Genomic DNA, 5,396 nt, shown 5'->3' with positions numbered 1-5,396 from the left:
GCTTCATGCTGGAAGAAATCCATGTGCCGCCAGGTATGGTCACGGGTATCATGTACCGGACACTCCTCACCACAGACGGAGCAAGCAAAGCGACTACCTTTGGGAAAGTTGATGTGCAGATCCAGGCGTTTCTCCTCCACCGTGAAAGTCACATGATCCACCAACCACGGCGGAACCAATCCTAACGCGAGAGAAAACAGCTCTTCAGGGACCATCAGCTAACTCCTATTCAGGGCACGACCGCTCCACAGCATTCTACCCCCTACCCACTCAATCTGACGAAGAGCCTTTATTTTATTCTTTCAGCTTTGAATATATGAACTTGTGTTATGTTTGCATAGCAACTAAGGTATGAAGGTGTACATAATAATCTAGCTGAGAGAATGAGCAGGTATTCCCTAAATTACCGGACAGGCCATTGCAACATGAACCACAGCATGCCATTTCATCTTAAGCATCCTAGAATGTCTCATCTCATATTGGCTTGCCTTCTTTCCCCGGAATGCATCCTGACTGCTACCATAATTATTGTTATTCTGCACTCTGTAGGGTTTTTCCATGTCTGGTGAGAAGATTGTCCCCATCCCTAGCCAGCCGGCCCAATCATCACCGGGCAGCTTTTCCATGCTTCAAGAGAGAAATAACCATTATCAACCAGTAGCAAGGCCGAATATTCTTGTTTTATACCAACCCATCATTGATTTAAAAAAAGGAAAAGTCGTTCGTGTCGAAGCCTTGGTGCGCTTCGAGGCTGATGATCAACTCATTTCACCAGACAAGGTATTGCCTTATCTACAACCAGAAGAAATAATCCAAATCAATTTTGCCGTTCTGAAACAGGCAGCTCATGATTTGAGCCTGTGGCAGAAACAAGGACTGAATTTTAAAGTCAGCGTAAATGTGGAAATATTTCAACTGGAAAACCCAGAATTTGCACAATCTGTTTTACGCATTTTGGATCGGGAGAACATCGCCCCGCAACATATCGCCCTCGAAATTCTCGAAGGCAGTAACCTGGAAATTTCAGGCCAGATGATCGACCAGATCAATATGCTCCGACAAAAAAATATGACTTTTTCTCTGGACGATGTTGGATCAGCCTATTCCGGACTGGCACGTATAAAAAATCTGCCCATAGATACTCTGAAACTCGATGGCATATTTGTTCGCGACCTATACCGGAAACCCCAGGATCTCAACTTCATCCAAGCGCTTTCTGCACTGAGTCGCTCCCTGGGGAAAAGCCTCATCGTTGAAGGCGTGGAAGATGCCACCATCTTGAACGCATTGCGTAGGCTTGACGTTACCCTGATCCAGGGCTATGTATTTTCCAGGCCAATCACTGCACAAGAAATCCCTCAATTTATCTGCAATCTACAAATCCCGTCATACCAAAACATCCTGAAACCCAACGACTGGATTGGAGCTTATGCAGAAATTCTTCACGAGCGGGAACGACTGACGGCCATGATTCGTCATGCACCCGATATGCTGGATCGTCAAAACATTAAAAAACTGCCTAATAAAATCATTGAACCTTGCGTATTGATGTCTCCCAAAACATATCATCTTTATTGTCAACAAATGGCACTTATATCTCAGGCTGCGGCGTATCCAGATAATTTATTCAACGATGACACCATTGAACGCATAGAACAGGGATACCGAATTCTGCTAATGGAAATCGAAAAACAGATCTACGAGGCGAACCATGATCAGCTTAGAATTAAATAAAATTCCTGAGGAACTGTATCAGTGCCTCGTCAAAAATGCGGAATTACATCAGCGCAGTTTAAATTCCGAAATCCTGGATTGCCTGGCCATACAGATGTTTCAATCGAACATCAAAAACAGGAGCAATCAGGTCAGCATCAGAAATCTCCTCAGCGCAGAAGAGTTAAAGGCACTGCTTTCGACTGAAGATGATCGCTAGACGAGCCGAATCATATGTATTTTAACGATGATAGTTCCATCAAATTCATGTACGTCAACAACCTTCGCGCAGTGATGATGGGTCTGCTGCGGTCTTATGCAGATGCACAATATAACCAGCCAGAACAAATCGCGTACATACAAAAACACAGAAGAAATCTGCAGGATCTGCAGGAATTTTTCCCGACACATGAGGTATTTTTAACCGATCGACTGACCCCAATCTGGAATGAAGCCGTAAGCGATCTCTGTCGTGAATCAAAAAGCCTGACACCCCTTGCGCACCTGATCAATCAGCCATGGGAGCTCGCAGTTATTCTTTCTTCATGGATACCTTCCTGGTGCCTTGTTCAGCAGGTTCTTGGCCGGCCCCTTGCCTTTGGCCAGCAACTTTCCAATGAAGAAGCACAGCTTAGAGACATCATTGAAGCAGATCCGGAACATGCTCAGGCATTTTGTAACCTTGCGGTGCTTTATCTTAATGACGGCAAACTCGATGATTCTCAAAAACTCTTTGAAAAATCTCTCACTCTCGCCCCCAATGCGCCTGATACCCTATTGAATTATGCTGTACTCCTCAGCCAGAACGGAGATTTTCGGACTGCAGAAGAACTGCTGCGTCGGGCTCTAAGCATACAGCCAGATTACGTTGTCGCCTGGTCCAATCTGGGCTACGTACTCAGCGAACTCGAACGCTTTGATGAAGCAGAGCAGGCATTACGCCAGGCTTTAACCATCAATCCAGACTACCCGGTAGCATTGCTCAACATTACCGTACCATTACAAAAACGTGGTGCATTTGCGGAATCTGAAAAACTGCTTCGCCATCTCCTGACCCTGGAACCAGGACATATTGATGCTGCCTTGAATCTGTTCGTTTGCCTGTTCAGTCAGCGACGCGGTACCGATGCTGAAAACGTACTCCGTCAGATCATATCCAATCAGCCTGATTGTGCAGAAGCCATGAGCAAGCTTGGAATTTATCTTTTTCAGCAGGACAATTTTACCGAAGCGGAAGAATGGCTCAAAAAAGCCTACGAAATATCTGGAGAATCCCCCGAGTCTGCATTTGATTTGTCCACTTTCCTGCTGCTTCGTGGTCACTACCGTGAAGGCTTCAGGCTTTATGAAAGCCGTTTCAGGGTAAAATACAACAACAATCCTCAACGCTTCGCCCAAACGGCATGGGATGGCAGCGGCCTGGACGGAAAAACCATTCTCGTTCATGCCGAACAGGGATTTGGTGACATACTCCAGTGTGCCCGCTATCTGCCCCTTATCCGGCAGCGTGGTGGACGGGTTATTCTGGAAACCCGCTCTGAATTATACCGCCTGTTTGCCCAATCCAAATTGGCCGACTTATTGTTCATTGAGGGTGATCCGCTTCCTGAATTTGATACCTACATTCCTTTCATGAGCCTGCCTCATGTGTTCAGAACAGATGTAGACAGCATCCCGCAAAATATGCCCTATCTCTCTGTAGGCAGTGAACTGGATACTGAATGGGGAAAACATATTTCGGAAATTTCCGGTTTTCGGGTCGGTTTGGTCTGGGCTGGCAACCCTCTCCACAAAAACGATGATGCCCGTTCGATCTCTTTAGAACAATTGACGCCGCTTGGCTCGCTGCCAGGAGTCCAAATCATTTCGCTACAGAAAGGCTCTGGCGAAGCTCAGATACCACATAGCCCCTTTCCAATGTACGCCCTCGGTGACCGCATTCAGGATTTTGCAGATACAGCGGCCATCCTCAATCATCTTGATCTTTTGGTTTGCGTGGACACATCGATTGCACATCTTGCAGGAGCAATGAATGTCAGGACCTGCCTTCTGCTCGCTAAATCTCCTGACTGGCGTTGGCTGCTTGATCGCAGCGACAGCCCCTGGTATCCAAGCCTGCGCTTATTTCGCCAGCAGCAATCCGAATCATGGGAAAGCGTCATTGATGAAGTTGCACAATACATATTGAAGTTTATGCAACAACCGCCACATTGAACTTGGAGTGGTGAATAATGTCCCGTCCTTCCGACGACCTGCCCCCCAACTCTAACCTGCTGCAAAGGATCTTGGCGCGCCTGTTTCAGAACATCAACAAACCCGATCCTCATTCCCGTCTCGCCCAATATTTCGCCCTTAACAAGGCGGTTGGACAGTTGATTGCGCATACCAATCTGGAATCTGCCCTGCTGGAATCCCTGTGTACACTGGCCGTACAAAACACCTCAGTCGCCTTGGCCTGGGGTCTGCCATTTCGAAGACGACGGCAGCTTAAGCACCCTGGCCGATGCGGGAGACACGGCCTATCTGGACAGTTTTGTGGAACGGCAAATGGGCCTACCTGCCGATGAAGGTCCCCTGCTTCGGGTTTGGCGCGAGCAGTCTCCCCTCTTTAATGAACCTTTTACATCTGGCGCTCTGCGCCATGTCTGGCTACAAAACATCCGCCCTTACCAATTAAGCTCCATAGCCATACTCCCCATCCACCGTGATCATAAACCCTGGGCCTTGCTGGTCCTGTATGACCGGGATCCGCAAGCTTTTCCGCGCGACTGCCAGATAGTTCTGGAAAGCATTGCCCGCCAGGTCAGTGAAGCGTTGGAAGACTGGGTGAATATCCTCCGGGAACGTAAGCAGCGCGAACAGCAGATGTTGCTGGGAGCCACTCTGGGGGCAGCCGATGAAGGCGTCATGCTGATCGATGCCCACCATCGGGTGCTCTATGCGAACCCCAGTTTTACCCGCATGACCGGATACACCCTGGCGGAAATTGCCCAACAGGGACTGCATCAATTACTGGGTCCCCTGACTGAAACTGCGGTACTCCCGAGAATCGACGCAGCACTGAGTAGTGACGGATTTTTCAATGAAATCATTCTTGGTTATCGTCGTGATGGGCAGACATTCTGGAATCAACTGAACATCATCCCCACCCATAATTACATAGAAAAAACGACCCATTACCTATGTATTCAGCGCGTCGTAGCAGACGGCTAATCCTTCTTCCTGGCGATGATCAGCTTGAGATCAAAGCTACTCCCGTACCTTTTGTTACATTAGCGTGTATAAATAGTGAGACGTGAGCCCGGCTGAATGTCGCTGGCAGAGGCCAGGTGGTTCCATTGGATGAGCGACTTGGGTTGCACATGGTACTGCTGGGCAATTTGCCAGAGTGTGTCGCCTTTGCGAACAATATAAGTCGCTGCGCGCGGCTGGGTGGCGGCGCGTTCCTGGCGGGCACTGATAGCCGCTACGGCGGTTTCCGAAGGGATATTCAGGACCTGACCCGGATGAATGACGGATTGCTCGGTCAGGTGGTTCGCATGGGCAATAGCGGTGATACCGACACCGGCCCGCTGCGCGATTTGCCAGAGACTTTCGCCGGGGCGCACCGTCAGCTGTCGGCGTGCTGCCGTATAAACGGGAGTGGCATGACCCTGTCTCTTATACACATCTCCGAGCCCACG

At 48.8% G+C, this 5,396-nt stretch carries 5 protein-coding genes and 1 pseudogene; 4 read left to right on the top strand and 2 right to left on the bottom strand.

Annotation, left to right across the window (positions count from 1 at the left end; translation table 11 throughout):
* Window positions 1–215 (bottom strand): annotated as a pseudogene (locus H7F11_RS16410) (ISL3 family transposase); the annotation flags it as partial.
* 343 nt (window positions 216–558) lie between these two features.
* On the opposite strand from H7F11_RS16410, the gene H7F11_RS16405 reads away from it, so the two are divergent.
* The 4 genes from H7F11_RS16405 to H7F11_RS16390 all read left to right on the top strand — a co-directional run bounded on the left by H7F11_RS16405 (window position 559) and on the right by H7F11_RS16390 (window position 4,926).
* Window positions 559–1,734 (top strand): EAL domain-containing protein, encoded by a 1,176-nt coding sequence (locus tag H7F11_RS16405; protein ID WP_193651608.1) that lies wholly within the window; start codon window positions 559–561, stop codon window positions 1,732–1,734.
* Window positions 1,712–1,933 (top strand): Arc family DNA-binding protein, encoded by a 222-nt coding sequence (locus tag H7F11_RS17355; RefSeq protein WP_193651607.1) that lies wholly within the window; start codon window positions 1,712–1,714, stop codon window positions 1,931–1,933. Before H7F11_RS16405 ends, H7F11_RS17355 begins: the two co-directional genes overlap by 23 nt.
* Before the next feature lie 14 nt (window positions 1,934–1,947).
* On the top strand, window positions 1,948–3,927 hold the full coding sequence (locus tag H7F11_RS16395; RefSeq protein ID WP_193651606.1) for a tetratricopeptide repeat protein: 1,980 nt from the start codon (window positions 1,948–1,950) through the stop codon (window positions 3,925–3,927).
* A 162-nt stretch (window positions 3,928–4,089) separates the two neighbouring features.
* A complete protein-coding gene (locus tag H7F11_RS16390) occupies window positions 4,090–4,926 on the top strand; it encodes a PAS domain-containing protein (protein WP_193651605.1) in 837 nt (278 codons plus the stop codon).
* A 59-nt stretch (window positions 4,927–4,985) separates the two neighbouring features.
* Here H7F11_RS16390 and H7F11_RS16385 read toward each other — a convergent pair.
* A partial coding sequence (locus H7F11_RS16385; RefSeq protein WP_193658283.1) for a LysM peptidoglycan-binding domain-containing protein occupies window positions 4,986–5,396 on the bottom strand: 411 nt, incomplete at its 5' end.

It is taken from the genome of Acidithiobacillus sp. HP-2 (assembly GCF_015100155.1).
Lineage (GTDB): Bacteria > Pseudomonadota > Gammaproteobacteria > Acidithiobacillales > Acidithiobacillaceae > Acidithiobacillus.
Note: the sequence above shows the minus strand (reverse complement) of the source record. Positions and strands in the feature narration are given on the sequence as shown.